The 26,780-nt window shown below is 60.6% G+C and carries 26 protein-coding genes; 17 read left to right on the top strand and 9 right to left on the bottom strand.

The genetic code is table 11. The annotated features are described in order from the left end of the window. The 8 genes from FHW37_RS24920 to FHW37_RS24955 all read left to right on the top strand — a co-directional run. Positions 1 to 162 (top strand): fumarylacetoacetate hydrolase family protein (locus FHW37_RS24920; RefSeq protein WP_145641294.1); only part of this gene is annotated, 162 nt, incomplete at its 5' end. Positions 163 to 303: 141 nt separating this feature from the next. After that, on the top strand, positions 304 to 1,383 hold the full coding sequence (locus FHW37_RS24925; RefSeq protein ID WP_145641296.1) for a DNA topoisomerase IB: 1,080 nt from the start codon (positions 304 to 306) through the stop codon (positions 1,381 to 1,383). 59 nt (positions 1,384 to 1,442) lie between these two features. Beyond that, the gene (locus FHW37_RS24930) at positions 1,443 to 2,078 is read left to right on the top strand and encodes a TetR family transcriptional regulator (protein ID WP_145641298.1); all 636 of its coding nucleotides are present in this window, start codon (positions 1,443 to 1,445) and stop codon (positions 2,076 to 2,078) included. Positions 2,079 to 2,187: 109 nt separating this feature from the next. Next, positions 2,188 to 3,030: a metallophosphoesterase family protein gene (locus FHW37_RS24935; protein WP_145641300.1), complete on the top strand. Its 843-nt coding sequence runs from the start codon at positions 2,188 to 2,190 to the stop codon at positions 3,028 to 3,030. 21 nt (positions 3,031 to 3,051) lie between these two features. Further along, complete coding sequence (locus FHW37_RS24940; protein ID WP_145641302.1) at positions 3,052 to 4,347, top strand: ABC transporter substrate-binding protein; 1,296 nt, start codon at positions 3,052 to 3,054, stop codon at positions 4,345 to 4,347. A gap of 97 nt (positions 4,348 to 4,444) precedes the next feature. Continuing rightward, complete coding sequence (locus tag FHW37_RS24945; protein WP_145641304.1) at positions 4,445 to 5,398, top strand: carbohydrate ABC transporter permease; 954 nt, start codon at positions 4,445 to 4,447, stop codon at positions 5,396 to 5,398. After that, positions 5,388 to 6,251 carry a carbohydrate ABC transporter permease gene (locus FHW37_RS24950; RefSeq protein WP_145641305.1) on the top strand — a complete coding sequence of 288 codons (864 nt, stop codon included), beginning with the start codon at positions 5,388 to 5,390 and terminating at the stop codon, positions 6,249 to 6,251. Before FHW37_RS24945 ends, FHW37_RS24950 begins: the two co-directional genes overlap by 11 nt. Before the next feature lies 1 nt (position 6,252). Then, the gene (locus FHW37_RS24955) at positions 6,253 to 6,996 is read left to right on the top strand and encodes a tyrosine-protein phosphatase (protein WP_145641307.1); all 744 of its coding nucleotides are present in this window, start codon (positions 6,253 to 6,255) and stop codon (positions 6,994 to 6,996) included. A gap of 15 nt (positions 6,997 to 7,011) precedes the next feature. Here FHW37_RS24955 and FHW37_RS24960 read toward each other — a convergent pair whose 3' ends face one another. The 4 genes from FHW37_RS24960 to FHW37_RS24975 form a co-directional block, all read right to left on the bottom strand. Then, positions 7,012 to 8,031: a LacI family DNA-binding transcriptional regulator gene (locus FHW37_RS24960; protein ID WP_145641616.1), complete on the bottom strand. Its 1,020-nt coding sequence runs from the start codon at positions 8,029 to 8,031 to the stop codon at positions 7,012 to 7,014. Between the two features lie 41 nt (positions 8,032 to 8,072). Beyond that, on the bottom strand, positions 8,073 to 9,098 hold the full coding sequence (locus tag FHW37_RS24965) for a zinc-dependent alcohol dehydrogenase family protein (RefSeq protein WP_145641309.1): 1,026 nt from the start codon (positions 9,096 to 9,098) through the stop codon (positions 8,073 to 8,075). Positions 9,099 to 9,123: 25 nt separating this feature from the next. Further along, the gene (locus tag FHW37_RS24970) at positions 9,124 to 9,894 is read right to left on the bottom strand and encodes an L-iditol 2-dehydrogenase (RefSeq protein ID WP_145641310.1); all 771 of its coding nucleotides are present in this window, start codon (positions 9,892 to 9,894) and stop codon (positions 9,124 to 9,126) included. Positions 9,895 to 10,138: 244 nt separating this feature from the next. Continuing rightward, complete coding sequence (locus FHW37_RS24975) at positions 10,139 to 11,455, bottom strand: ABC transporter substrate-binding protein (RefSeq protein ID WP_145641312.1); 1,317 nt, start codon at positions 11,453 to 11,455, stop codon at positions 10,139 to 10,141. Positions 11,456 to 11,767: 312 nt separating this feature from the next. Here FHW37_RS24975 and FHW37_RS24980 point away from each other — a divergent pair, with 312 nt between their 5' ends. Further along, entirely contained in the window at positions 11,768 to 12,748 is a 981-nt protein-coding gene (locus tag FHW37_RS24980; RefSeq protein WP_246690909.1) for a tagatose kinase, read from the top strand. A gap of 2 nt (positions 12,749 to 12,750) precedes the next feature. Then, positions 12,751 to 14,028 (top strand): D-tagatose-bisphosphate aldolase, class II, non-catalytic subunit, encoded by a 1,278-nt coding sequence (locus FHW37_RS24985; protein ID WP_145641314.1) that lies wholly within the window; start codon positions 12,751 to 12,753, stop codon positions 14,026 to 14,028. 20 nt (positions 14,029 to 14,048) lie between these two features. Here FHW37_RS24985 and purU read toward each other — a convergent pair whose 3' ends face one another. From purU to FHW37_RS25010, 5 genes are all read right to left on the bottom strand, one after another. Continuing rightward, positions 14,049 to 14,933, bottom strand: coding sequence for a formyltetrahydrofolate deformylase (gene purU / locus FHW37_RS24990; protein ID WP_145641316.1), 885 nt, complete (start codon positions 14,931 to 14,933; stop codon positions 14,049 to 14,051). Between the two features lie 79 nt (positions 14,934 to 15,012). Then, on the bottom strand, positions 15,013 to 15,546 hold the full coding sequence (locus FHW37_RS24995; RefSeq protein ID WP_145641318.1) for a sarcosine oxidase subunit gamma family protein: 534 nt from the start codon (positions 15,544 to 15,546) through the stop codon (positions 15,013 to 15,015). After that, positions 15,539 to 18,505 carry a sarcosine oxidase subunit alpha gene (locus FHW37_RS25000; RefSeq protein ID WP_145641319.1) on the bottom strand — a complete coding sequence of 989 codons (2,967 nt, stop codon included), beginning with the start codon at positions 18,503 to 18,505 and terminating at the stop codon, positions 15,539 to 15,541. The genes FHW37_RS24995 and FHW37_RS25000 overlap by 8 nt, the downstream gene beginning before the upstream one ends. A gap of 19 nt (positions 18,506 to 18,524) precedes the next feature. Then, positions 18,525 to 18,788, bottom strand: a complete 264-nt coding sequence (locus FHW37_RS25005; RefSeq protein ID WP_145641321.1) for a sarcosine oxidase subunit delta — start codon at positions 18,786 to 18,788, stop codon at positions 18,525 to 18,527. Positions 18,789 to 18,830: 42 nt separating this feature from the next. Beyond that, the gene (locus FHW37_RS25010; protein ID WP_145641322.1) at positions 18,831 to 20,081 is read right to left on the bottom strand and encodes a sarcosine oxidase subunit beta family protein; all 1,251 of its coding nucleotides are present in this window, start codon (positions 20,079 to 20,081) and stop codon (positions 18,831 to 18,833) included. A gap of 92 nt (positions 20,082 to 20,173) precedes the next feature. On the opposite strand from FHW37_RS25010, the gene FHW37_RS25015 reads away from it, so the two are divergent. From FHW37_RS25015 to glnT, 7 genes are all read left to right on the top strand, one after another. Beyond that, on the top strand, positions 20,174 to 21,148 hold the full coding sequence (locus FHW37_RS25015; protein WP_145641324.1) for a GlxA family transcriptional regulator: 975 nt from the start codon (positions 20,174 to 20,176) through the stop codon (positions 21,146 to 21,148). 42 nt (positions 21,149 to 21,190) lie between these two features. Next, positions 21,191 to 21,856: a helix-turn-helix domain-containing protein gene (locus FHW37_RS25020; protein ID WP_145641325.1), complete on the top strand. Its 666-nt coding sequence runs from the start codon at positions 21,191 to 21,193 to the stop codon at positions 21,854 to 21,856. Positions 21,857 to 21,967: 111 nt separating this feature from the next. Next, positions 21,968 to 22,873, top strand: a complete 906-nt coding sequence (locus FHW37_RS25025; protein WP_145641327.1) for a class II glutamine amidotransferase — start codon at positions 21,968 to 21,970, stop codon at positions 22,871 to 22,873. 27 nt (positions 22,874 to 22,900) lie between these two features. Then, positions 22,901 to 23,587 (top strand): GXGXG domain-containing protein, encoded by a 687-nt coding sequence (locus FHW37_RS25030; protein ID WP_145641329.1) that lies wholly within the window; start codon positions 22,901 to 22,903, stop codon positions 23,585 to 23,587. A 14-nt stretch (positions 23,588 to 23,601) separates the two neighbouring features. Then, positions 23,602 to 24,930, top strand: coding sequence for an FMN-binding glutamate synthase family protein (locus tag FHW37_RS25035; protein ID WP_145641330.1), 1,329 nt, complete (start codon positions 23,602 to 23,604; stop codon positions 24,928 to 24,930). A gap of 1 nt (position 24,931) precedes the next feature. Next, a complete protein-coding gene (locus tag FHW37_RS25040) occupies positions 24,932 to 25,396 on the top strand; it encodes an OsmC family protein (protein ID WP_145641332.1) in 465 nt (154 codons plus the stop codon). A gap of 67 nt (positions 25,397 to 25,463) precedes the next feature. Then, positions 25,464 to 26,771: a type III glutamate--ammonia ligase gene (gene glnT / locus FHW37_RS25045; RefSeq protein ID WP_145641333.1), complete on the top strand. Its 1,308-nt coding sequence runs from the start codon at positions 25,464 to 25,466 to the stop codon at positions 26,769 to 26,771. Positions 26,772 to 26,780 lie beyond the last annotated feature (9 nt).

Here is a 26,780-nt window from a genome sequence, read left to right on the forward strand (position 1 = left end):
CAGTTCATGTCGCTGCATCCGGGTGATGTGATCTCCACCGGCACACCGCCCGGCGTCGGCATGGGCCTCAAACCGCCGCGTTATCTCAAGCCCGGTGATGTCGTCGAACTCGGCATCGAGGGGCTGGGGTCGCAGAAGCAGACGTTCAAGGCTGATATCTGATGGATTTTCCGGCGCGTCCGACAAGGGCGCGCCGGGCTATTGGCCGTTTCTTTCGGTCGCACATCTGTCGGGTTCTTCATTTGTGATCGGCAATGTTGCCTGTCCGGTGGAACTGCTTTGCCCAAACCCGGTTATGGGCATATGAACCAGATGATCGCGAAAGATCCGCTTGCGGCGGAACTGGCAGAGGCGAAACTTGCTTCGGGCCTCATTTATATTTCCGGCCTCGAAAGCGGCATCACGCGGAAAAAGAGCGGCAAGAGTTTTCGATATTTTTCGACTAACGGACAGCGGATCGTAGACAAGGCCGAGATCACGCGGTTGAACGCGCTTGCCATCCCACCTGCCTATACGGATGTCATCATTTCCAGCAACCCACTGTCGCATCTTCAGGCGATCGGCGTCGATGCGCGCGGCCGGCGCCAGTACCGGTATCACCCCGACTGGCATGCCGAACGTGGCAAGGCGAAGTTCGAGCGTCTCTCCGAATTTGCCCACAGCCTTCCCGATATCCGCGAAAGGGTCGATCACGACCTGCGCGGCCGTGGCATGACCATGGAGAAGGCGCTGGCGACCGTCGTGTGGATGCTCGACAATCTCTATATCCGTATCGGCAATTCCAATTATGCCGAGGAAAACGGCTCCTATGGGCTGACGACGCTGAGAAACCGGCATGTGAAGATCGACGGTGCGAGCGTCAAATTCCGCTTCAAGGGCAAGTCCGGCAAGGAGTGGAATCTTGTCCATAGCGACCGGCGCATCGCCAATGTCGTGCGAAAGCTGCAGGAATTGCCGGGCCAGCAGCTATTCAAATATGTTTGCGACGAAGGCGGCTGCCGGCAGATTTCGTCCCATGACGTCAACACCTACATTCAGGAAGCGGCCGGCGAGGATTTTTCGTCCCGCCAGTTCCGCACCTGGGGCGCAACCTGCATGGCCGTCTGGTCGCTTGCGCCATTGGAGGCGGCCACGTCAGAACGAGCGATTGCCCGTCAGCTCAACGAGGCGATCGATGGTGTTGCTGCCAAGCTCGTCAATACGCGCGCCGTCTGCCGTTCCTCCTATATCCATCCGGGCGTGTTCGAGGATTTTCGCGCAGGGCGTCTGGCGGACATCCTGAAAGCCCGAAAAACCCGCAGCGAAAGGCTTCTCGCCTGGATGGACGAGGACGAGATGCGGGTTCTGCAATGGCTGAAAGCGCGCGCCGCATTGGAAATCTGAGCACGCGTCACGGGCGTTACATATCGGTCTGATATGCTCCCCAGATTAAGGAGAGGCCGATGTCCGGACGCGAAAATGTCACCGCAAAGCGGTTGATGGATGCCTGTGAAACCCTGCTTTGCGAAACGGATACGCTGGAAGATCTGACGACGCGCCGTATCGCCATCCAGGCGGAGGCGACGCCTTCGGCAATCGCCTATCATTTCGGATCTCAGGAAGAACTGATCACGGCGGTGGCTGAACGGGTCTATCGTCGTCTCAATGCCGAGCGGTTGAGCCTGTTGCAGAAGGCAGTCGATCGTCGCGCCCCAGCGCCTGCCGATCTCGAAGAGGTGATCGCGGCACTCGTCGGCCCGTCGATCCGCTGGGCAACCGATCCGAAATCGAGCTATCCGGTCCTCGCCCATTTCACCTCGATGGCACAATCGCATCGCGACGATGTCGCGCATTACCGCCGCATCATCGACGATGTCGAACATCACCGCGCCTTCATCCCGCATCTGAAACGCATCGCGCCCTGGCTCGACGAAGTCGATATCGGCTGGCGGTTGAACTGCGCGCTCGGCATCCGCTCGCAGGTGACGCGCAATCGTCCGCGCACGGCGCTTCTCACCAATTACCAGCTGGATCTCGACAATGTCGATCTCGTCATCGGCCGCATGGTGGAAGTGATCGCGCCGATGTTCCGCCGCTAAGGCAAACGGCGCCTGGGGATTTCGAACAGCATTCGAAATCCGTCACGCGTGCGAAATAAAGCACTTCTATCGGTCTTCCCATCATCAGCCGAGCATGGAGGGCAATCCGGTGCGCCGCGAAACCACTTTCATTCATATGACCGACCTGCATATCGGCAATGCCGATGACAGCCATCTGCACAGCGATACGACCGAAACGCTGCAGCAGGTGCTCGACCTCGTCGCGACCGTGACCCCGAAGCCGCAATTCGTCATCGCCAGCGGCGATCTCACCAATGCCGGTGACGCGGAAAGCTTTCGTCGGCTGAAGGCGATCATGGAAGAGAAGCTCGACATGCCGGTGATCTACGCACTCGGCAATCACGATACCCGCCCCGGCTTCTACGACGGCATGGGCGTCGCGACCGACGATCCGGATGCGCCTTATGACCACGATACCGTGATCGACGGCATCCATATCATCACGATCGATTCCACCACGCCGGGTCTTATCGGCGGCTCGATCGAGCCGGAACAGTTCGACTGGCTCGCCACGACGCTCGACACCCATCCGGACCTGCCGAAGCTGATCGTCGTCCACCATCCGCCGGCACTTGGCGAAGAGGCGGATGTCGCCCATTGGCGGACGATCCATTTCCCGCAATCGGAGCGTTTTCGCGAGCTTTTGAAGGGCCGCAACATTATCGGCATTCTGAGCGGCCATATCCATCATGACCGGGTTTCGGTCTGGCACGGCATTCCGGTCGTTGTCGGCACCGGCCAGCATGCTGCAACCGACATTCTGCGCACGGATATCCTACGCATGGTGCGCGGCGCCTCCTTCGGCATCGGTACGATCCGCCCCTCGGGCCTGACCATGGCCTTTGTGCCGCTGCCGTCAGACCGCGCCGAACTCAACACCTATCCGCTCGAAATGCTGCTTGCCCGGGCCATGCCCGTCGCTGCCGAATAATCTGATCCGGAGATCAACACCATGCTGCGCAGAACCACGCTCAAGCTGACCGCCGCCCTTGCCGGCGCCTCGCTCCTGCCTTTCGGTGCCTTTGCCGAAATGCCGGCAACGGTCGACAAGCCGATCACCATCAGCTTCTACAATTACAACCTCGCCTCGGCCAGCGCCGGTGCTGACGCGACCAAGGAGCTGATCGCCGGCTTCGAGAAGAAATTCCCGAACGTCAAGGTCGAAACGATCGCCGTTCCCTCGAACGAGATCATGTCGCGCGTCCAGGCCGATATCGTCGCCGGTCGCCAGCCCGACGTTGCCCAGCTCGTCTTCCGCGACCTGATCTATCTGGCGACCGATCTCGGCGCCAATGCGCTTGAGGACATGGTCAGCCCGGCGGAGCTGAAGGACCACTTTTCCGGCATGATCCCGCAAGGGTTGGAGCTCGGCAAGGTCGACGGCAAGACCTATGGTCTGCCCTACACGTTTTCGACGCCGATCCTCTATTACAATGCCGACCTGTTCAAGCAGGCGGGCCTCAATCCCGACGCCCCGCCAAAAACCTGGGACGACGTTGCGGCCGCCGGCAAGGCGATCAAGGAAAAGACCGGCAAGAACGGCTTCTTTCCCGGCGCCTATGGCCCCACCGACGGCACCTTCGTCTACCAGTCGATCGTCATGTCGAATGGCGGCAAGGTGCGTGACGGCAATACGCTGACCTATGCGAATGCCGAAGCCGCCGATGCGACGAAGATGCTGCGCGGCATGGTCGATAGCGGCGCCCATGCCAAGATCGATCCGGCCAGCGCGTCGGACACGTTCGCGGCCGGCAATATGGGCATGTTCCTTTACACGACGGCGCTTCTCACCAGCATCAAGAAGTCCGCCCAGGGCAAGTTCGAACTGCGCCTCGCGCCGATGCCGTCCTTCGGCGACAAGCCGACTGCGCCGACCAATTCGGGCAGCGCGCTCTTCGTGTTCAGCAAGGATCCGGCCAAGCAGCGCGCGTCTTACGAGCTGCTGAAATATCTGACCAGCAAGGAAGCCTATACGATCATCACGACCAAGATCGGCTATCTGCCGCTCCGTCTCGATATCGTCGATGACCCGAACTATCTCGGTCCCTGGGTCAAGGAAAACCCGATGTTCCGCGCCAACCTGGAACAGCTCAACCGCCTGACCGCCAATATCGCTTTCCCCGGCCCGAATTACCGCCAGGTCGAGAAGATGATGATGGACAGCGTTCGTGAAGCCGTGTTCGGCAATGGCGATCCGGTCGCGACGCTGAAGGCTGCCCAGGAACAGGGCCAGGAGCTGATGCCGTAAGGCAATCCCCCGGCATAAGACGCCAGCATACGAGGGAAGATGGCGGGCGGGGCTGCGGCAGCTGCCGCCCGTCGTCAGGAATGTGAGGAAACCGCCGATGACCGACATTCAGGCCGAATTCGCCGGGCCGATTGGCCGCACGAAAACTGCCGCCAGGACACGATACCGCGGTGAAGCCTTCGCGATCGCGCCTTGGCTCTATCTCGCGCCGGCGCTCATCCTCCTGATGATCTGGACCTATATTCCGCTGGTCGAGGCGTTCCAGCTGTCCTTCTATCAATGGAACATGCTGCCGACTTCGCCGCAGCGTTATGTCGGGATCGCCAATTACAAGCGGCTTCTGGCATTGCCGGAAATGCGCAATGCGCTCTGGAACACGCTCTATTACATTATCGGGCTTTTCCCGATGTCGGTCGTCATTCCGCTTTTCGTGGCAATCTGGACGCAGGATCTGACCGGTCGGGCGCGGATGATCTATCGTGCGCTGGTCTTCGTGCCAATGATCGTCGCCCCCGTCGTTGCCGCCATTCTGTGGCGCTGGCTGCTCAATGAGGATCAGGGCATTGTCACGCTCGGGCTGGGCTGGCTCGGTATCGGCCGTATCGGTTTCCTGACCGATCCCACCTATGCACTGGCGACCCTGACCTGGATCACCGGCTGGAAGCTGATCGGCTTTTCGACGCTTCTGTTCTCCGCCGCCAATGCCGGCATCAATCCGTCCTATATCGAGGCGGCAAGGATCGATGGCGCGACGCGCTGGGCGATCATCCGCGATATCCGCCTGCCATTGTTGTCGCCGACCATCCTGCTTCTGTCGATGATGACCATCCTGTTCGGGGCGCAGTGGAGCTTTGCCTATATCAACGTGCTCACCAATGGCGGTCCGCTGAAATCGACCACCAACATCTTCTACCTGCTGTGGGAATACGGTTTCGAGACGATGTCGGCCGGCTGGAGTTCGGCGGCCGGCATGATCGCCTTTGCCGGTTTTGCGGTTCTCGCGGCAGTCTGCATGTGGCTGACGAAAAGGTTTGCGGTCTATGACAACTGACGTCTCCCACGCCCCGGCAACTGATACCGTCTCCTTGTCTTCAGGCGGTCTCGTACGAAAACTCTTCGTGCACGCGGTGATGATTTTTCTGTCGGTCGTTTCGATCTTCCCGATCTACTGGATGATCGTCACCTCGCTCCGGCCCGAAAACGAGATCTTTTCCACCTCGCTCTGGCCGACCGAGCCGACGCTCGAAAACTATGTTTTCGTGCTAACTCGCGTGCCGATGCTGCAGATGCTGTTGAACACGACGATCGTCGCTGCGATGACAGCGGCGCTGCAGGTGGTGACGGGACTGCTGGCCGCTTATGCGCTGGTGCGCTGGCGCATGCGCCTGTCCGGCGTCATCCATGGCCTGATCGCGCTGTCCTGGCTGGTACCGTTTCAGGTAACGATGATCCCGAATTACGTGCTCGCGTCCCGAATTGGCCTGTTGGATACGCTGACCGGCCTGATCGTGCCGAATGCCGCGCACGCCTTCGCCATCCTGCTTCTCTATAACGCGATGCGCTCCTTTCCGACCGAGATTCTCGAGGCGGCGAGGATCGATGGCGCAAAAAGCTGGAAAATCCTTTGGCAGATCGTCACGCCGAACATGGGCGCGCCAATCGCTTCGCTCTCGATCATCGCCTTCATTTCCGCCTGGAACGAATATTTCTGGCCGCTGCTTCTGTCGCGCAAGCCGGAAAATTCCGTGGTGCAGATCGGGCTGCAGATGTTCATGACACAGGAAGGCAATCTCTGGGGACCGCTGATGGCGGCCGCTGCCCTCGCCAGCCTGCCGATCCTGATCATCTACCTGATCCTGCAGCGCCACGTGATCGAATCCTTCATGAAATCCGGAATCCGCTGACATGCAGACTTTTGACCGACTGATCGCGCTCGACGGCGCCCATAACGTGCGCGATCTCGGAGGATACCTCACAGCTGATGGCGGCTCGACGCGCTGGCGCTCCATCCTGCGCGGCGATGCCCTGCATGCCCTGACGGCTGCGGATATCGAAAACCTTGTGGATCAGGGCCTGACGACGGTGATCGACCTGCGCAGCGAAAGTGAAATCACCGCAGAGGCCAATCCCTTCACCGGCCATGACAGGGTGAGCTACCACAACACGTCGCTATTCGGCGCGATGGCACCGCTCGAAATGATGGCGGACGCCATTTCCAGTTTCGACATGGGCCATCGTTATTGCCGAGGACTGGACGAATGCCAGCCGGCCATTGCTGAAGTGCTCGGAAAAATCGCCGATGCGCCTGACGGTGCCGTGCTTTTCCATTGCAGCGCAGGCAAGGACCGAACCGGCATCATTTCGGCACTGTTGCTGGCCAATGCCGGTGTCGAGGAAAAGACGATCATTGAGGATTATGCCCTGACGGCGACGATTTCCGGTCCGCTGATCTCGCTATTGCGCGAACGCGCCCTCCAGCGCGGCATCCGGCCGACCGTCGCCGATGTCGTTCTTGCCTCCGAGCCGGCGAGCATGTTGCGGGCACTTGCACATATCAGCGCGACCTATGGCGGTGCCAGATCTTATCTGAGCGCTATTGGTCTCAGCGATGCAGCGATCGACAGGCTTGCAAGCCGGCTGACCGCTTAGGCGCTGTGTCGGATCTCACGCCGAGGCGCGCAGCTTCAGGTCTGATTTAAGAAGTTTTCGGTCGTCCCATTCGTCGCGCATGAACGAGGGCAGTTCTCCGCCGAGTTTCTGCAGTAGAAGCTCGATCGCCATCTTGCCGATCTCGTTATAATTCTGCGCCACAGTGGTGATCGGCGGACAGGCGTATTGGGAAAGCGGATGATCGTCATGGCCCGCGACCCTCAGATCAAAACTGTCGCCGTGGCCAACTTTCAAACCCTTCTGATAGGCGGCTGCAATGACGCCGAAGGCGACGCGATCATTGGCACAGAGGACCGTTTTCGTCGGAAAGCCCGGCCCGCTATTGAGGATCCGCATCGTCTCCTCGAAGCCGAACCGTTCGAAATCCCAGGTCGCGACATCTGGCAGTTCGACGATCTGCGGCGGCAGGCCGAACCCAGCCATCGCCTCAATATAGGCCTGTTTGCGCGTCCTGGCATTGGTATTGACCTCCGGCATGCCGAAATAGCAGGGCGGATTTCCGGAGCGGCAGAGGTAGTCGACGATCAGGCTGAAACTCTGCCGGTTGTCGGTGCCGACAAAGGCCGAACTGTCGTCCAGCGGCGAGTCCACATAAACCAGCGGGATGGCCCGGCCGAGTTCCGCAAAGGTCTCGTGATGCGATTTGACGCCGAGCGGCGCGATGATGGCGCCGGCGACATTCATCGACTTGCAGGTATTGATCGCCCGGTCTTCCATCTCCGGCTTGCCGTGCGAAGAGAGGACGAAGGCGAGAAAGCCGGCATCATTGGCGATCGTCTCGATCCGCCGCGTCAGCGCCATATAAAACGGGTCGGAAGAGTTCGGGACGATGACGCCGAGAATGTTCGTTCGCCGCCGGTTGAGATTGACGGCGAACATGTTGGGCCGGAAGCCGGACTTGTCGAGCGCGGCCTCGATCAGCGCCCGTGTCGAGCGGCGGACGGAATCGGGATCCTGAAAATATTTTGAGACCGTGGGGCGCGACAGGCCGACGAATTCGGAGAATTCCTCCATTGTCCTGATCGTCTTGGCCACGCTTTTCTCCTGCACTCAGTTCAGTCTGCGACGAACTGCACTTTCATCGTTGCCGGATCGACGGACTTCTTGGTGATGAATGGCAGGATCTCGGCAATAGGCAAGCGGTGCGAAACGAGTTTCGACATCACGCCCTCACGATCGGCCTGAAGCAGCGCAAGTGCCTGTGGAATATTGTTGTTGAGCGAATGCGAGCCGGCGATCTTGATCTGGCGGCGGAAGATCTCGAAAGGCGCGATCGAGATTTTTGCATCCGGCGCGCAGACGCCGAAGATCATCACAGTACCGCCATCGGCCGTGTAGCTCACCATGTCCTGAACGACGGCCGGAATACCGGTCGCGTCCGCGACGAGGTCGAAATGTTTGCGCTTCGCAGCGAGTTCCGAGGAGCCTGACACGGTCGGGATCAGACCGAGGCGTTCGGCGAAGTCGAGGCGGGATTGGACGACATCGGCGACATGCACCTGTGCTGCGCCTCTTGCCTTCAATGACAGGGCGAGAAGCAGGCCGATCGGTCCGGCGCCGAAGACGATTGCGCTTTCCGGCACATTGCCGACGCTGCCATCCGGCTTCGTCACGCCGGCATTGTTGAGGCCGTTCAGAACGCAGGCGAGCGGCTCGGCCAGTGCTGCCGTCTCGAAAGGCAAGGTGCCGATATCGTGGAGATGATCGACGCGTACGAGGCTGTAGGCGGCAAAACCGCCATCGACGCTGACGCCATAGGCGCCGAGATCCTCGCAGAGATTGAAGAGCCCCTTCTCGCAGGCGCGGCAATGGCCGCAAGCGAGATTGGGGTTGATCGCGACACGGGCGCCGGGCGCAAATTCCGTGACGTCACCGGCGACGGCCTCGACGATGCCGGCATATTCATGCCCGGGCACCAGCGGAAAGCGGCCGTCGCCATAATGGCCATGCAGGACTTCGATATCGGTCTGGCAAAGGCCGGATGCCTTGACCTTGATCAGGGCGTGACCCGGCAGAAGCGTGGGCACGGGGATGTTGGCGACGCCGGCTTCGTCCTTGGCAGCGTATCGAATGGCCTGCATGGTATTCTCCTCCTCTAAATTCCGATCAGCTCATCCAGTTTCCGCCGTCGACGTTATACGTCTGGGCGAGGATATAATCGCTGTCGGCGGACGCGAGGAAGACGGCGAGGCCCTTGATGTCGTCCGGCGTCGCGAAACGGCCGATCGGCACTTCCTTGGCGACGGCCTTCTTCTTTTCGCCTGGCTTCAGGCCTTCATATTCGGCAAATTTCTGGTCAACGAAATCCCAATGCTCGCCATCGACCACGCCGGGGGCGATCGCGTTGACATTGATGCCGTGCTTGACGAGCGCCAGAGCCGCCGACTGGGTGGCGGAGATGATCGCAGCCTTGGAGGCGCAATAAAGCGTCACGAGCGCTTCGCCACGGCGGCCGGCCTGGCTTGCCATGTTGATGATCTTGCCGCCGCGCTTGCGCTCGATCATGACATTGGCAACCGCCTTCATCATGAAGAGCGGGCCCTTCAGGTTGATGTCGAAGACGCGGTCATAGCTGTCTTCGGTAATGCTCTGGATCGGCGCCATGTCGAAGATGGCGGCGTTGTTGATGAGGATGTCGATGCCGCCGAACTCCTGGTCGACAGCCTTGACCACGGCGTCGATCGACGAAAGATCCGTCACATCGAGCTTCAGCGCCTTGGCGGCCGGGCCGATGGCTTCTGCAGCCTTGGTAGCGCGGGTGATATCGATATCGGCGATGATGACTTTTGCGCCTTCAGCAACGAACGCCTCGGCAAAGCCCAGGCCAATTCCGCGCGCGCCACCGGTAATCAGGGCGACCTTGTCTTTCAGTCTCATCACAATCTCCAAACGGTGATTTTCATAGGAATTTCGAGTTCTTGGAAGCGTCGCCGCGGCATATGTGCCGGGCTTCTCCCGGCGCGATATTTGCGCTCAGCGGATCGTCTGCGCAAGTCGCTGTCTCGGGCAATTCGCCTCAACAAGTCATTGTGTTGTTTGAGAGGAGCAGCCCGGCAATCAGGTCGCCGGGCTACCCTCCGGGAGGAGACTGCGGCAACGGAGGCTGCCGCAGGTCTTGGATTTACTTCTTCGGATAACCGGCGCGGCGCATGTCGCGTTCGACCTGCGACTGCGCGGCGTCGAGTGCCTGATCCACCGACTGCTGGCCGACGAGTGCTGCCGCGATCTGCTGACCGACGACCGTGCCGATCGACTGGAACTCCGGAATGGCGACGAACTGGACGCCGGTATAGGGAACCGGATCCTTGGTCGGCTTGGACGGGTCGGCCGACATGATCGCCTCCAGAACCGTCGCGGCAAACGGTGCCGCCTTCTGGTATTCAGGCAGGGCGTAAGTGGACTTGCGGGTACCCGGAGGAACTGCGACCCAGCCCTTCGTCTCGCCGACGAGTTTTACGTATTCCTTCGAGGTTGCCCATTTCAGGAACGACTTTGCGGCTTCCATCTTCTTGGACGTCTTCGGGATGGCAAGGTTCCAGGACCACGACCAGCTCGAGCCGGCGGGGGTTACGGCAACCGGTGCGCGGGCAAAGGCGGTCTTGTCGGCAACCTGACTTTCCTTCGGATCATAGACGCGGCCGGCGGCGGAGGTGGCGTCGATCCACATGGCGCAATGGCCGGTGGCAAACAGCGCCTGGTTTTCGTTAAAACCGTTCGAGGATGCGCCGGGCGGGCCGAACTTCGACATCAGGTCGACATATTCGGTAATCGCCTTCTTCCACGGCTCGCTGTTGACCTGCGGCTTCCAGTCCATGTCGAACCAGCGGCCGCCATAGGTGTTGATCATCGTGCCCAGGAAGGCCATGTTCTCGCCCCAGCCCGGCTTGCCGCGAAGGCAAATGCCATATTGCTGCTTGGACTTGTCGGTGAGCTTTTCGGCGAATTCGCGGATCTGCGTATAGCTCGGCTGGTCGGGCATTTTGAGGCCGGCCGCGGCAAACAGATCCTTGCGATAGAGGGTGAACGAGCTTTCCGTATAGAAGGGCACCGCATACAGCTTGCCGTCGACCGAAAGGCCCTTCTTGATCGGGTCGAGAAGGTCGGAATAGTCGTAATCGGCGCCGAGATCGTCGACCGACGCCAGCCAGCCGGACTTGCCCCAGATCGGTGCTTCGTAACCGCCGATCGTCATGACGTCATATTGGCCGGCATTGGTGGCGATGTCGGTCGTGACGCGCTCGCGCAGGACGTTCTCTTCCAGAACCACCCAATTGATCTTGTTGCCGGTCTTCTGTTCCCACTGCTTGGACAGGGCCTGCATGATGATCATGTCGCCATTGTTGACGGTGGCGATGGAGAGCTCTTCTGCCTTTGCGGCAGCGCTCAGTGCCAGCGTGCCGGCAGCGGACAGTAGCAGGAATTTCGTGATGGCTTTCATGGTTCCGTTCCTCCTCAACGGTTTGTAGTGAAAGATTGCATGTGTAAAATTTAATCTCGCTATTTCTTGTGGGCTGTCAAGCGGCCTATTCGCTCAATTTCTCGTCTCAATGGCGCGAATTCTGCATATTGGCCGGAATTATTGCGTGTATATCAGGCATTTAGCTGAAGTTTGAAAATTACGGAGATGAAAATTTGCGCATCAAAAAGTTTTCGCGTGTAAATTTTGTTGACAAATTTTACGCTCGGTCTAGCGTTTGCGAAAAATCCCGGGCGACCGGATTGCGCGAATTTTGGAGGAGTGAACTTGGCCATTCGCAGGGAAGGCGGTCTGGCGCCCGAGGAGCGCGGACCGACGATAACGATCGGTGAAATTCTCGTGGAGATCATGGCGACGACGGTGGGCGACGGGTTCCTCGAACCGCTGTCGCTGATCGGGCCCTATCCGAGCGGCGCGCCGGCCATCTTCATCGATCAGGTCGCGCGGATGGGCGGTTCGGCGGGCATGATCGCAAGCGTCGGCAATGATGATTTCGGCCGGCTGAATATCGAGCGTCTTCGCAAGGACGGCGTCGATGTCTCGGCGATCTCGGTGCTGGACGACAAGCCGACCGGCTCGGCCTTCGTCCGTTACCGCGCTGATGGAGGCCGTGACTTCGTCTTTAATATCGCCCGCTCCGCTGCCGGTGACCTGCGCATCACGGACAGGGCGGAAGCGCTGATCGAAAGGGCAGGCCATATCCACATCATGGGCTCCGCCTTTGCCATTCCCGGCATGGAAGCGATCGTCGGCACGGCGATTGCCAGCATCCGGTCAAGAGGCGGTTCGGTCTCCTTCGATCCGAACGTTCGCAAGGAACTGCTCAGCGAGGAAAGCCGTGTCCTGATCGACCGGCTGCTGCACGAGACCGATCTGCTTCTCCCTTCGGGTGAGGAGCTGCTGATCGCCGCCGGCATCGATGACGAGGTTTCGGCCGTCAACGCGCTGATGGCCTTCGGCATCAGCGAGATCGTGCTGAAGAACGGCAAGGCCGGCTCCTCCTATTTTGCGCGCGGTGCTGCGCGTGTCGATTGCCCCGGTTTTATCGTCGAGGAAATCGATCCGACCGGCGCGGGAGACTGTTTCGGCGCCACCTATCTCACCTGCCGCCGGCTTGGCATCGAACCGGCCAGGGCGCTGCAATTCGCCAATGCGGCCGGCGCGCGCAATGTCACGCGGCGCGGCCCGATGGAAGGCGTTTCGACCTTCGCCGAGCTTGAAACCTTCATCGCCAATACGCCAACCGGAGCCTGATCATGACTTCCATCCTGCTCGATCTCGCCAAGGCCCGACGTGCCGGCAAGACCTATGGCATCACCTCCGTCTGCTCGGCGCATCCGACGGTCCTGAGAGCGGCACTGCGCCGTGCGGCGGCAACCGGCCGGCCCGTCCTCATCGAGGCGACCTGCAATCAGGTCAACCAGTTCGGCGGTTATACGGGCATGACACCGGAAGACTTCGTATCCTTCGTCGGCGAGATTGCCGGCGAGGAAGGTGTTTCCAGGGACAATATCATCTTCGGCGGCGACCATCTCGGGCCCAATCCGTGGAAGAAGGAGCCGGCCGACACTGCGCTCGCCAAGGCCGAAGCGATGGTCGAGGCCTATGTCAGGGCGGGCTTCACCAAGATCCATCTCGATGCTTCGATGGGATGCGCGGGCGAACCTGTGGCCTTGGCCGACGATGTGGTCGCGCATCGCGCGGCAAGGCTTGCGCTTGCGGCGGAGCGTGTTTCGAAGGAAATCGCGGGAGCGCCGCTCGTCTATATTCTCGGGACCGAAGTGCCGGTGCCGGGTGGTGCGGACCATGTTCTCGATCATGTCGAACCCACTGCGCCGGCCGCGGCCCGCTCGACCATCGAGGTTCATCGCAAGGTGTTTGCCGAAGCGGGGCTCGACGAGGCTTTTTCGCGGGTGATTGCCTTCGTCGTGCAGCCGGGCGTCGAGTTCGGCAGTGAGAACGTCGTCGCCTACGAGCCGGAGCTTTCGCAGTCATTGACGGCGCTTCTCGACGAAGAACCGCAATTCGTGTTCGAGGCGCATTCGACCGATTACCAATCCCTCGTGGCGCTTGCCTCGCTGGTCGAGGAAGGTTTTCCGATCCTGAAGGTCGGGCCGGGCCTGACTTTTGCGTATCGGGAAGCCATTTACGGCCTCGACATGATCGCTTCGGAAATGGTTGCCGGCTATGGAAACCGGCCGTTGATGCAATGCCTCGAAAAGGTGATGCTCGCCGAGCCCGCCGACTGGCAGGGGCATTATCATGGTGACGAGGCGTCGCTACGCCTGCAGCGGCATTACAGCTATAGCGACCGTATCCGCTATTATTGGGCAAGGCCGGATGTGACGGCGGCCGTGGCGCGGCTTTTCGAAGCCCTGCGGAACGTTTCCATCCCCGAAACCCTGTTGCACCAATATGTGCCGCTGGTCCTGCCCGCCGCAACACTGCCGCTCTCCGCCGAGGAGATCGTCATCGCAGCAGTCGACGTCGTCCTTGCGGATTACGATGCGGCCGTAATGCCTTCAGGGGTCTGAGACCGCATCGGCCTACCTTTTCAACCCATGCGTTCGGACGCGTATGATCCTGGCGACGGCGGGAAAACGACGGTGCGGTTGCCGTTGATGAAGGTGCGGTGATGGATATGGGCGTGGATGGCGCGGGCAAGAACCTGGCTCTCCACGTCACGGCCGAGCGAGACATAATCGTCTGCAGACTGGGCATGGGTGATGCGAACCGTGTCCTGCTCGATGATCGGACCTTCGTCGAGATCGGCGGTGACATAGTGCGCCGTCGCACCAATCAGCTTCACGCCGCGCGTATAGGCTTGCTTGTAGGGGTTCGCGCCCTTGAAGCTCGGCAGGAAGGAGTGGTGGATGTTGATGATCCTGCCCGACATTTTTTGGCACAGCTGGTCGGACAGGACCTGCATGTAGCGGGCGAGCACGACAAGCTCGGTGCCGGTCGATTCGACCACATCCATCAGCTGGGCTTCGGCCTGCGGCTTGTTTTCCTTCGTCACCTTGATGTGGTGGAAGGGAATGTCGTTGTTGACCACCTGCTTCTGGTAATCGAAATGGTTCGAGACGACGCCGACGATATCGATCGGCAGGGCGCCGATCTTCCAGCGATACAGCAGGTCGTTGAGGCAATGGCCGAAGCGCGACACCATCAGGAGCACTTTCACGCGCTCTTCCGAATCGAAGATTTCCCATTCCATGCCGAACGTGTCGGCGACGGGCTTGAAGCCTTCGAGCAGAGCGGGCTTGGCAACGCCTTCTTCGGAGATGAAGGAGACGCGCATGAAGAATTTTCCGGTATCGAGGTCGTCGAACTGCGAGCTAGCGATGATGTTGCAGCCCTTGTCGGCGAGAAAGCCGGAGATCGCAGCGACGATCCCGCGCGTCGATTTGCAGGTGACGGTCAGTACATAAGATTTCATCAGCAGTCCCCGAAATGGAGTGTCGGCACCGGCGGTGAGCCGGGGCGATTGAATATGGATGGGATTGATGCCGCCCGGGTCAGGCGAATTCGGCGCTCATATGGGCGAGGTCATCCCAGAGACTTTCGGCAAATCCGCGCAGGACCATGATCTCGAAAGCATCGTCTGCGACACGCGTAAGATGGGCAGCGATATGGCCGATCACGCTCGTCGTGGAATGGCCGAGCGGGAATTGCGTAAGCGAAAGATCCACTGCCGTTCCCTTGGCCAGCATGCGCTCGACCATCGGTCCGCTCGCAAGCATTCTCACTCGACCCTGGCTTTGATCGACGCCGTATGCATCCGGTTTGAGCGCTTCGAACAGCGCCGTCATGTCGGCGTGGGATTTTGCGGCATTGCCGACGATGAACCACTGGCCGGGACCGGCCGCGCGAACGGCATGCGCAGAGCCGTCGGATAGTGAGCCGAGGCGTTTCGCAAGTGCTTCGTCACCCGGCTTGCCGAGAACATGGACGACATGCCCTTCCGGCAGGGGCGTGAGCGCAATGTTTTCGGAGACAATCGACGTGACCGAGCCGAGAGCGGGGCGCAGCGTGATGCGAAATTCAGACATGCAGTTTCTCATTCGCTTGATCGACGAAAACCGGATTGCAGAGGCGGGCCGGCGTAAACTCTTCCCGCAGGCCATTCCAGACCAGCACTTCCTCGCCATGCCTGGTCGAACCGCTCTTCACCAAGGCAAGCCCGATCGTCGAGCCGACATGCGGCGAATAGGCCGATGAAGTGATATAACCCTGATCGTTTTCCAGCGTTGCGGCAGCGCCCTTGGCCAGAATATGCGAGCCGCTGCGGAACGAGGTTTTGGGATCGAGCGGCAGGACGCCGACGAGTTGTGGGCGATCGGCGGAGACGAGACCCTCGCGCCCGACCATGGCCTTGCCGATGAAATCCGGTTTTGCCTGCGACACCATCTTGCCAAAGCCGAGATCGCCCGGCACGACCGTGCCGTTGATCTCATTATGGGTGACGTGGCCCTTTTCGATGCGCAGGACGCCGAGCGCCTCGACACCGTAAGGCTGGATGCCATGTTCCCGGCCTGCCTCCATCAGCGCATCGGCAATGCTTTCGCCAAAGCCTGCGGGAACTGCGAGTTCGAAGGCAAGCTCGCCAGAAAACGAGATGCGGAACAGCCGGCCATGCAACTGTCCGCCGCAGAGCGAAACTTCCTTTGCGGCGAGGAAAGGGAAGGCCGCATTGGAAATATCCTCTTCGACGATCTTTTCGAGGGTTGTGCGGGCCTTCGGTCCGGCAATCGCCATCTGCGCCCATTGGTCCGTCGAGGATGCAAGGCGCACATCGAGATCCGGCCAAAGCGCTTGGGCGCAGAATTCCAGATGGTTCATGACACCGGCGGCATAGGCTGTCGTCGTCGTCATGAAGAAATGTTCGTCCGACAGGCGGCTGGTCGTGCCGTCGTCATAGATCATGCCGTCCTCGCGCAGCATCAGGCCATAACGGGCCTTTCCGACCGGCAGTTTCAGGAAGGCGTTGGAATAGACGCGGTTCAGGAATTCGGCCGAATCCTTGCCGCAGATCTCGATCTTGCCGAGCATGGACACATCGCACAGGCCGGCATTTTTGCGGATGTTCAGGACCTCGCGGTCAACGCTCTCGCGCCACGTGCTTTCGCCGTCGCGCGGAAACCAGGATGACCGGTACCAGAGGCCGGTTTCGACGAACACAGCGCCGGTTTTCTTCGCCCATTCATGCAGCGGCGATTTTCGCACCGGCTGGAAATGCGTGCCATGATAGGCGCCGGCGAGCGCGCCGAAGGAGACGGGTGTGTAAAATGGCCGGAACGTCGTCGTTCCGACGTCTCCCGGCGAGATGCCACGCGCTTCGGCAAGAAGACCGATTGCGTTGATATTGGAGAGCTTGCCCTGATCGGTCGCCATGCCGCTGGTCGTATAACGCTTGGCCAGCTCGACATGGCCGTAGCCTTCCCGCACGGCGAGGCCGAGATCCTTGCGCGTGACGTCGTTCTGATAATCGACAAAGGCCTTGCCTTTGACGCCCGGAACGGACCAGAGCGGTTTTTCCGGACGTGCCGACATGTCACCTTCGACCGCGCCGAAGCTTGCCGCGGTGCATGCGAAACCCATTTCCGAAACCAGTACAGCGGCCTTGGCGGCACCTTCAGACAGGCATGCGGCAATTCCGTTGCCGGTGCTGAGGGCCGCTCCCGCGATCTGTAACCCGTTCAGCTGCTGCGGCGCGAGGAATGCCGCCTCGGCGTCCGACCAGACGGGTTTGCCACCGCGATGGCAGGCAAGGTGAATGACGGGGCTGAAACCGCCGGACATGGCCAGAGCGTCGACCTTCAGGTTTTCCGTGCGGCCGTCCTTGAGGATGACAATGGAGGAAAGTGCCTTTCCGCCCTTTGCATCGGAGACGACAGCGCCTTTGACGATCCTCGCCTTGCCGGTATAGGCCGGATTTCCGCCTGCCCGGCTATCGACGATCGCGACGGGAACGATGCCGCGGGCTTCGAGATCGAGTGCCAGCGCATAACCGCTGTCATTGGTGGTGAAGATCGCGACCTGTCGGCCGGGCGCCACACCATAGCGGTTGAGATAGCTGCGCATGGCGGTCGCCATCATCACGCCGGGAATATCGTTGCCGCCGAAAACAAGCGGCCGCTCTTCGGCGCCGGTGGCCAGGAGGGCCTGTTTGGCGACGATGCGCCACAGTCGCTCGACCGGTGCCTTTGCATTCGGAATAGCGACATGTTTCTGAACGCGCTCGACGGCGCCAAAAACATTGCCATCATACCAGCCGAAGGCGGTGGTGCGGGTAAGAATGGTGACGTTGGAAAGTGATTCCAGTTCCGCCTTTGCGGTTAGAACGAAGTCGGTCGCGCTGGCTTCGCCGATCCGAGCGGTGTCGGAAAGCAGCGAGCCGCCGATCATCGATTGTTCATCGACAAGGATGACCCTTGCGCCGGAGCGTCCGGCCGTCAGCGCCGCGGCAAGTCCCGTCGGGCCAGCGCCGATGAGGAGCAGGTCACAATGGGCCCAGGCTTTTTCATAGGTATCCGGATCCTTCTCGTAACTCGCCTTGCCGAGGCCGGCCGCCTTGCGGATGAAGGGCTCGTAGACCTTTTCCCAGAATGCCGCGGGCCACATGAAGGTCTTATAGTAGAAGCCCGCGCCGAGGAAGGGCGACAGGAGGCTGTTGAACGAGCCTATATCGAAATCGAGCGACGGCCAGCGGTTCTGGCTTGCCGCTTCCAGTCCCTGATAGAGTTCCTGCATGGTGGCGCGGGTATTGGGCTCGGTGCGGCCGCCCTGGCCGATCGTCATCAGCGCATTCGGTTCGGCGGCGCCCGCCGTCAGGATGCCGCGGGGGCGATGGTACTTGAAGCTTCGCCCGACCAGCTGGCAGCCATTGGCAAGCAGGGCCGAGGCGAGGCTGTCTCCGGCAAAACCCAGCATGCGCTTGCCGTCGAAGGTGAAGGAAAGGCGCGACTGCCGGTCGATCAGGCCGCCGCTTTCCAGGCGATAGGATGTCATGGGTGCTTATCCTCTGACCTTATTCTCTGGCGAGCGCTGCGTCGCGGCTCGCCTCGATCTCGTGGGTGGCGGTATCGCGGGTAATGACCAGCCAGCGGCGGCAGCCCGATGTGTGGTGCCAATATTCGTCGTAACGGCCGCGCGGATTGTCGCGCAGGTAAACGTAATCCATCCAGGCATTCGGTGTCGCATCGGCCGCCGGGCGGTCGAGGACGGCTCCCTTGACGGTGAACTCCTCCTTGGGGCGTTTGCCGCAATGAGGGCAGGGGATGAGGCTTGCCATATCCAGATCTTTCTTGATGCCGCTATCGGCGAATGGTGGCGATCAATGCAGGTTCGGTTGGGCGCCCTGGCCCTTCTCGTCGATCAGGTAACCGCGCTCGAAACGGTCGAGCCGCATTTCGCGTGTCGTCTGGTGCGGTTCTCCCTTTGCGAGGAGATGGGCGAAGCAGAAGCCGGATGCAGGCGTCGCCTTGAAACCGCCGTAACACCAGCCGGCATTGAGATAGAGATTGTCGACGGGCGTCCTGTCGATGATCGGCGAACCATCCATCGACATGTCCATGATGCCGCCCCAGGAGCGCAGGACGCGGACGCGCGAAAGAGCCGGGATCATCGCCTTGCCGGCTTCGACCACATGTTCGACGGTCGCAAGATTGCCGCGCTGCGCATAGGAATTATAGCCATCGATATCGCCGCCGAACACAAGGCCGCCCTTGTCAGACTGCGAGACATAGAAATGCCCTGCACCGAACGTCACGACGCCATCGATGAAGGGTTTCAACCCTTCCGAGACGAAAGCCTGCAGGACGTGGCTTTCGATCGGCAGTTTCAGCCCGGCCATGTCCGCGACACGCGAAGAATTGCCGGCCGCTGCAAGGCCAAGCTTGCCGCAGCCGATAAAGCCCTTGGTCGTCTCGACGCCGGTGACGCGGCCATTCTCGCGGCGAATGCCGGTGACTTCGCAATTCTGGATGATATCGACGCCGCGCATGTCGGCGCCGCGGGCATAACCCCAGGCGACCGCATCGTGCCGCACCGTTCCACCACGGCGCTGGATCAGGCCGCCCTGGATCGGGAAACGGGCATTGTCGAAATCGAGAAACGGCAGCATGGCGCGAACCGCGGCGCGATCGAGCAGATCTGCGTCGACACCATGCAGGCGCATGGCATTGCCGCGCCGCGTATAGGCGTCGCGCTGGGCGTCGGAATGGAAGAGGTTGAGGACGCCGCGCTGCGACACCATCGCATTGTAGTTGAAGTCCTGTTCCAGCCCTTCCCAGAGTTTGAGCGACAGTTCGTAGAAGGGGTTGTTGCCGGGCAGAAGATAGTTTGAGCGAATGATCGTCGTGTTGCGGCCGACATTGCCGGAGCCGATATAGCCCTTCTCCAGAACGGCAACATTGGTGACGCCGAATTCCTTGGCGAGATAATAGGCCGTCGCAAGGCCATGTCCGCCTCCACCGACAATGATGACGTCGTAATGCGGTTTCGGCTGCGGATCCCGCCAGGCAGGCGTCCACGCCTTGTTGCCGCGAAGTCCGTTGAGAAGCAGGGAGAGTGCCGAATAGCGCATGAAATGGCGTCCTGAGGGTAACGCTCAGGACGATATTATGGATCTTTCGCCAAAGATTGCATCATAGGGACGGAATGATATAGAAAAAGGACATGGCATCCACCGAAGCAAAATCCCTGCAGCGTATCGGTTTCCTGCTGGTGCCCAATTACGCGCTGATGTCCTATGCCTCGGCCACAGAGCCGCTGCGCGCCGCAAACCTGATTGCGGGTCTGCCGCTTTACGAGGTGGTCAATCTCTCGGCCGCCGCAAAGCCGGTTACCAGTTCATCCGGGCTTTCGATCGATTGTCGGGGCCTGCAGGCAGAGGGGGCGAATTGCCACACGATCTTCGTCTGCGCCGGTGGCGGCCGTATCGACTGGGAAGACAGGGACGGGCTTTACGGCCTGCTTCGCAAACTCTCGCGCCAGGGTGTGAGGATCGGCGGCATATCGAGCGGCGCCTACCTGCTCGCGGCGGCCGGCCTGATGGAGAACCGCAACTTTACCATTCACTGGGAGCATGCGGAGCTTCTGAGAGAGGCTTTCCCGCATCTCCTGCCGTGGCATGCCCGTTACGTCATCGATGGTGACCGCATTACCTGTGGTGGCGGCGTTGCGCCGCTCGACATGATGCACGCGATGATCTCCGAGCGCATGGGCACGCATTTTGCCCGCCGCGTCAGCGACTGGTATCTCCACACGGCCGTCGGGGAGTCCAGCGCGCCACAGCGCGGTTCCGCCGCCGAACGTTTTGGCACGCACCATCCGGCCTTGCTGACTGTTCTCGAAAAGATGGAGGCGACGATCGAGCAGCCGGTGCCACGTGCTGCGCTGGCAAAGCTTGCCGGCATCAGCGCCCGCCACCTTGACCGGCTTTTTACGACCGAGATCGGTGCGGGCTTCCTTGATACCTATCGAGCTATCCGCATCCGCCATGCGCAGCGGCTTCTCGAGCAGAGCCCGCTTTCGATCGCCGAAATTGCCTTTGCCACCGGGTTTTCCAGCGCCGGCCATTTTTCCCGCGCGTTTAAGGCTGGGACAGGCAAGACGCCACGCGCTTTTCGTTTGAAGTTTCCTCGCGATTAACGGATTATTCCTGTCAAGATAATTCCTTGATGCGGAGAACAGATGGCGGGCCGGAACGAGAAAACGGAAGCGGGTGCAACCCTTTCGCAGGATCCGCACGCGGTGCGCGAGCCGCGCGTCAACAATCTGGAAATGGCGATCGGCCACGAGGTTCGCACCTATCGCAAGCAGCTTGGACTAACAGTTTCGGATCTCGCCGCCTCGACAGGCATGTCGGTCGGCATGCTCTCGAAAATCGAGAACGGCAATATCTCGCCATCGCTGACGACGTTGCAGTCCCTTTCCAAGGCGCTGAGCGTGCCGCTGACCTCGTTCTTCCGCCGTTTCGAGGAGCCGCGCAGCGCAACTTTCGTGAAGTCGGGTCAGGGCGTCAATATCGAGCGGCGCGGCACGCGGGCAGGGCATCAGTATAGCCTGCTCGGCCATATCGAGAACAATACAAGCGGCGTGACCGTGGAGCCCTACCTCATCACGCTGACTGCGGAATCAGACGTATTTCCGACCTTCCAACATGAAGGCATGGAGTTCCTCTACATGCTGGAGGGCGAGGTGGTCTATCGCCATGCCGAGAGCCTCTATCGGATGCAGCAGGGCGACAGCCTGTTCTTCGATGCCGACGCCCCGCACGGGCCGGAGGAACTCGTCCAGCTGCCGGCAAAATATCTGTCGATCATCAGCTATCCGCAGCGCCGCACCTCCTCGGATTGACCGGCATTGGTTAAACAAGAATTGCCTTAAAGGAAAAAAATATTCTTACAGATTGATCTGGCCTCTGGTGCGTGTTAGCTCTCCATTCAGTCACGAATGGAGATTTCGCCCATGTGCGGCATTGTTGGACTATTCCTGAAAGACAAGAGCCTCGAACCCAAGCTTGGGGAAATGCTCTCGGACATGCTGATCATCATGACCGATCGCGGGCCGGATTCCGCTGGCATCGCCATCTATGGCGCGACGACCGCCGGAAAGGCCAAGGTCACCTTGCAGTCGGCGGAGCCGAAGCTCGATTTCAATGGTCTTGCCGATGATCTCGCCGAGGCCGGCATCTATGCCGAGATCCTGATCAAAGATACGCATGCGGTGGTGGAACTGGATGCGGACAAGCTCTCGCAAGTCCGCGCCCTGCTCGCCGAAATCCGCCCTTCGGTACGCGTCATGGGCTCCGGCGACAGTGTCGAGATCTACAAGGAAACCGGCCTTCCGAGAGACGTCGTTGCCCGCTTCGGCGTTCGCGCCATGGGCGGTACGCACGGGATCGGGCATACGCGCATGGCAACGGAATCGGCTGTTACTACGCTCGGTGCCCACCCATTTTCCACGGGAGCCGACCAGTGCCTGGTGCATAACGGCTCGCTTTCAAATCACAACAACCTGCGCCGCGAGCTGGTTCGCGAGGGAATGACCTTCGAGACCCAGAACGACTCCGAAGTGGCTGCCGCTTACCTCACTGCTGAGATGGCCAAGGGCAAGAATCTCGGCGAGGCGCTGACCAGCGCCCTCGATGACCTGGATGGGTTCTTCACCTTCGTCGTCGGCACCAAGTCCGGTTTTGGCGTCGTGCGAGACCCGATCGCCTGCAAGCCGGCCGTCATGGCCGAGACGGACCAGTTCGTTGCCTTCGGCTCCGAATACCGGGCGCTGGTCAATCTGCCGGGCATCGAGAACGCGCGCGTCTGGGAGCCGGAACCGGCAACCGTCTATTTCTGGGATCACGAAAAGGCAGCCTGAGCCGCCGATATCGAGAAAGCTTTCAAAATGCCCGTATTCGATCTTTCCAGCACGCCGCTGCGTGAATTGAACAGCGCTCTCCACGCCCTTTCCAAGGGCGCCAACGACACGGCATTCGAGGTCGTCAACCCGCGCGGCAGCCATGCCGTCGCCGTTGGCATCGACAGCCCGGTCGTCGTCGATATCAAGGGTTCCGTCGGTTATTACTGCGCCGGCATGAACGATGGCGGCACCGTCACCGTGCATGGATCGGCCGGCCCCGGTGTTGCCGAAAACATGATGTCGGGCACTGTCGTGATCGAAGGCGATGCCTCGCAATATGCCGGCGCCACCGGCAATGGTGGCCTACTGGTGATCAAGGGCAATGCCGCCTCGCGCTGCGGCATTTCGATGAAGGGTATCGATATCGTCGTTTATGGCAATATCGGCCATATGTCGGCCTTCATGGGCCAGTCCGGCCACCTGGTCGTGCTTGGCGATGCGGGCGATGCGCTGGGAGATTCGCTTTACGAAGCCAAGCTCTTCGTCCGTGGTTCGGTGAAGAGCCTCGGCACCGATTGCATCGAAAAGGAAATGCGTCCGGAACATCTCGAAAAACTCGCCGAGCTTCTGGAAAAGGCCGGCGTCACGGATGTGAAGCCGGAAGAATTCAAGCGCTACGGCTCGGCCCGAAAACTCTACAATTTCAACATCGACAACGCCGACGCGTATTGAGGCGAGGGAAAGACATGTCCTATCACAACCCCTTCACGCCGCCCCGCAAGTCCGCGACCTTCGACGATCATACGCTGGCAGAAATCCGCCGTGCGGCGGCAACCGGCATCTATGACATTCGTGGCGCGGGCACCAAGCGCAAGGTTCCGCATTTCGACGACCTGCTTTTCCTCGGCGCCTCGATCTCCCGTTATCCGCTCGAAGGGTATCGCGAGAAATGCGATACATCGGTGACGCTCGGAACCCGCTTCGCCAAGAAGCCGATCACGCTGAAGACGCCGATCACCATTGCCGGCATGAGTTTTGGCGCCCTCTCGGGCAATGCCAAGGAAGCGCTCGGTCGTGGCGCAACGCTTGCCGGCACCTCGACGACGACAGGCGACGGCGGCATGACCAATGAGGAGCGCGGCCATTCGCAGACGCTCGTCTACCAGTATCTTCCGTCGCGTTACGGCATGAACCCGAAGGACCTTCGCCGCGCCGACGCGATCGAGATCGTCATCGGCCAAGGCGCCAAACCCGGCGGCGGCGGCATGCTGCTCGGCCAAAAAATTTCCGATCGCGTTGCCAATATGCGCAACCTGCCGAAGGGCATCGACCAGCGCTCCGCCTGCCGCCATCCCGACTGGACCGGCCCCGACGATCTCGAAATCAAGATCATGGAACTGCGCGAGATCACCGACTGGGAAAAGCCGATCTACGTCAAGGTCGGCGGCGCACGCCCCTATTATGACACGGCGCTTGCCGTGAAGTCCGGCGCCGATGTCGTCGTGCTCGACGGCATGCAGGGCGGCACCGCGGCAACGCAGGACGTGTTCATCGAAAATGTCGGCATGCCGACGCTCGCCTGCATCCGCCCCGCCGTTCAGGCGCTGCAGGATCTCGGCATGCATCGCAAGGTGCAGCTGATCGTTTCCGGTGGCATCCGCTCCGGCGCGGACGTTGCCAAGGCACTGGCGCTCGGCGCCGATGCGGTGGCGATCGGAACTGCAGCTCTGGTTGCTATCGGCGACAACGATCCCCGCTGGGAAGAAGAATACCAGAAGCTCGGCACCACGGCCGGCGCCTATGACGACTGGCACGAAGGCAAGGATCCGGCCGGTATCACCACCCAGGATCCGGAGCTTGCCGCCCGCCTCGACCCGATCGCAGCTGGCCGCCGCCTTGCCAATTACCTCAAGGTCATGACGCTGGAAGCGCAGACGATCGCGCGCGCCTGCGGCAAGAACAAGCTTCACAATCTGGAGCCGGAAGATCTTTGCGCCCTGACGATGGAAGCGGCTGCCATGGCGCAGATCCCGCTTGCCGGCACCAGCTGGTACCCCGGAAAGGGCGGCTTCTGAGATGGCGAGCTACACGGCCACGGTCCTATGGCAGCGGCAGGCGGGCGAGCTCTTCACCGACAATCGCTACAGCCGTGGCCATTCGTGGTCCTTCGATGGCGGCGTGAGTTTTCGCGCCTCCTCCTCTCCGCATGTCGTGCCGCGCTTTTCCGATCCCGCGGGCGTCGACCCGGAGGAAGCCTTCATCGCCAGCCTATCGTCCTGCCACATGCTCACCTTCCTTTATCTCGCCGCCAAGCACGGGCTGGTCGTCGAGCGCTATGAGGATGTTGCCGAGGGCAAGATGAGCAAGAATGCGGCTGGCAGGATGTGGGTCAGCGAAGTCACCTTGCGTCCGGCCATCGTCTGGGAAGGGCTTCCGCCGGAAGCTGCAGTGATCGAAGAACTGCATCATCTGGCGCATGAGGAATGTTTCATTGCCAATTCCGTTCGCACGGAGGTCCGCTGCGAACCGAGAACGAACTGAGCAAGACCTGAACCGCCGGGATAGAGCCAAAGGCCGATCGGTGTGCATCAAACAACGGGGAACGAAAATGACCATCGACCTTGAGACGTGGGCGAAGGAACGCGGCGTCAAATATTTCATGATCAGTTATACGGATCTGTTTGGCGGACAGCGCGCCAAGCTGGTTCCGACCCAGGCAATTGCCGACATGCAGAAGGATGGTGCCGGTTTCGCAGGGTTCGCCACCTGGCTGGACCTTACGCCCGCCCATCCCGATCTCTTCGCCATTCCGGATGCTTCCTCGGCCATTCAGCTCCCATGGAAGAAGGATGTTGCCTGGGTTGCCGCCGATTGCGTGATGGATGACAAGCCGGTCGAGCAGGCGCCGCGCGTGCTCCTGAAGAAGCTGGTGGCGGAAGCCGCTGGGCAGGGATTGCGGGTCAAGACCGGGGTGGAGCCGGAGTTTTTCCTGATCACGCCGGACGGTTCAAAAATTTCGGACGAATTCGATGCCGCCGAAAAGCCGTGCTACGATCAGCAGGCGCTGCTCCGCCGTTATGACGTGATCGCCGAGATCTGCGACAGCATGCTGGAACTCGGCTGGAAGCCCTACCAGAACGACCACGAGGACGCGAACGGCCAGTTCGAGATGAACTGGGAATATGACGATGCGCTCGCGACCGCGGACAAACATTCCTTCTTCAAGTTCATGGTCAAGTCGATCGCCGAGAAGCACGGCCTGCGCGCCACGTTCATGCCAAAGCCCTTCAAGGGCCTGACCGGCAATGGCTGCCACGCGCATATCTCGGTCTGGGATATCGATGGCAAGGTCAATGCCTTTGCCGACAAGGCGATGCCTTTCGGTCTGTCCGCGCAGGGCAAGACCTTTCTCGGCGGCATCATGAAACATGCTTCGGCTCTGGCGGCGGTCACCAACCCGACCGTCAATTCCTACAAGCGCATCAATGCGCCGCGCACGATTTCCGGCGCCACCTGGGCACCGAATACGGTGACCTGGACCGGTAATAACCGCACCCATATGGTGCGCGTACCAGGCCCCGGCCGTTTCGAGCTTCGACTGCCCGATGGCGCCGTGAACCCCTATCTTCTGCAGGCGATCATTATTGCAGCCGGCCTGTCCGGCGTCCGCTCCAAGGCCGATCCAGGCCCGCATTACGATATCGACATGTATAAGGACGGCCACACCGTCAAGGACGCGCCAAAACTGCCGCTCAACCTTCTCGACGCTCTGCGCGAATATGAAAAGGACGCCGAACTGCGTGGCGCCATGGGCGAGGAATTTTCCGCCGCTTACCTGAAGCTCAAGCACGGCGAATGGAGCAATTATTGCGCCCAGTTCACTGCCTGGGAGCGCGATACGACGCTCGATATCTGACTTTCCCCG

This window comes from Neorhizobium alkalisoli (assembly GCF_007829835.1).
Taxonomy (GTDB): Bacteria; Pseudomonadota; Alphaproteobacteria; order Rhizobiales; family Rhizobiaceae; genus Neorhizobium.